Annotated in this window: 2 protein-coding genes; both read left to right on the top strand. The window is 57.4% G+C overall.

The features are described from left to right. Positions 1-28: 28 nt before the first annotated feature. Positions 29-865 (top strand): hypothetical protein, encoded by an 837-nt coding sequence (locus H7U20_RS12900; protein ID WP_199759559.1) that lies wholly within the window; start codon positions 29-31, stop codon positions 863-865. A gap of 40 nt (positions 866-905) precedes the next feature. After that, positions 906-1,244 carry an IS66 family insertion sequence element accessory protein TnpA gene (gene tnpA, locus H7U20_RS12895; protein WP_199759558.1) on the top strand — a complete coding sequence of 113 codons (339 nt, stop codon included), beginning with the start codon at positions 906-908 and terminating at the stop codon, positions 1,242-1,244. Positions 1,245-1,308: the final 64 nt, after the last annotated feature.

The raw sequence follows: 1,308 nt of genomic DNA, 5'->3' as shown, positions 1-1,308 counted from the left end.
CTGCTGAATAGTGTTTCACTGCCCGTCTTTGCTCCGCCCCCTGTACGATTACGAGAAATCAGATGACGCGACAACTATCCTGACACAGGGGGCTACTGAACGACATCCGTTTGAAAATCGTGGCGACTATGATTCCGATGATCTAATCGCAAATGGTTTGCCGCCAGATGCTCAGTTCATCGATACCCCAGTAGATAGAGACGGACGCCCTATAAAGGCTAGTCCGCATCTCACGCTATCGGACGTCGGCGACTTCTTCAGCGGCAAGGCCCAAAGCACGGCGAAGAGTTTCAAGGAATTCTTCACTGATGACTTGCCGAACTTGCCATCCGCGATCGTTGATTTTGCCAAGCATCCACTCGACACATTGGAAAGAGGTGGGCTGGCTTTACAAGATAACGCGAGAAAGGCGGCGCTGGATGCTCGCGACGGAAACTTCCGTACCGCCGGCGAACTTGAAGGCAAGATGTTAGGGAAAACCGTAGCGGGAGCGGCATTTGGAACAATTGCAGGTTCAGCAATAGGATACGGAGTTGATTATCTGGGTGTCCGGAGTGGTTTTGCAATACCGACGCCATATGGACTGGCATGGCAGAGCCTTAACCCCGAAGCCCTGATTTTGCGTCAAACGATTAATTCCGGTTCATCGGTGTTCCGTGCTGGAACTACTGGATTTAGTGATGCCGTTGAAGGGCAGTTCTGGGCAATGGAAAACCCGCTCACAGCACCAAATTATGCTGCTCGGTATGGGATTCCACCCCAGAATATTGACCGGCTTAACTTTGTTGAACGTGGCGTGGTTCGCACGGACAATCCGTTTATTAGTAAGCGATCCATGAACCACAATCTTGTGGCCTGGCCCTGATTTCGCCATGCTTGCCCTTTCAATTTAAACGGGAGCAAGCATGGACGGCGATAACGAATTTTGGACATCCCACGTTGAGGCGTGCCGCCGCGACGGCGGTGCGGCGAGCGTGTATGCGCGGCGGCACGGCCTGACGCTGGCGTCGCTGTACTACTGGCGTCGCAAATTGACGCCGGCCGCCGAGGCGAGCGAGGGTGGCCGCGTAGCGGCCAAGTTCGTTGCGCTGCGGGTGGTGGCCGCCGGGACGGCCGCGGCGGACGGCCCGTGCACACTGGTGCTCGGTTCCGGCCTGCGCCTGGAGATGGCGGCGTTGCCGTCTCCGGCGTGGCTGCTGGCCTTGGACCAGGCCAACGCCCACGCCCACGCGGGAGCGCGCTGATGCACCCGGGCTGCCGCATCGACCAGGTGTTTTTATGCCGCGACCCGGTCGACTTCCGCAAGTC

This window comes from Rugamonas violacea (genome assembly GCF_016461825.1).
Classification (GTDB): domain Bacteria; phylum Pseudomonadota; class Gammaproteobacteria; order Burkholderiales; family Burkholderiaceae_D; genus Rugamonas.
The sequence above is the reverse complement of the archived record's forward strand: the minus strand, read 5'-3'. Positions and strand labels throughout refer to the sequence as shown.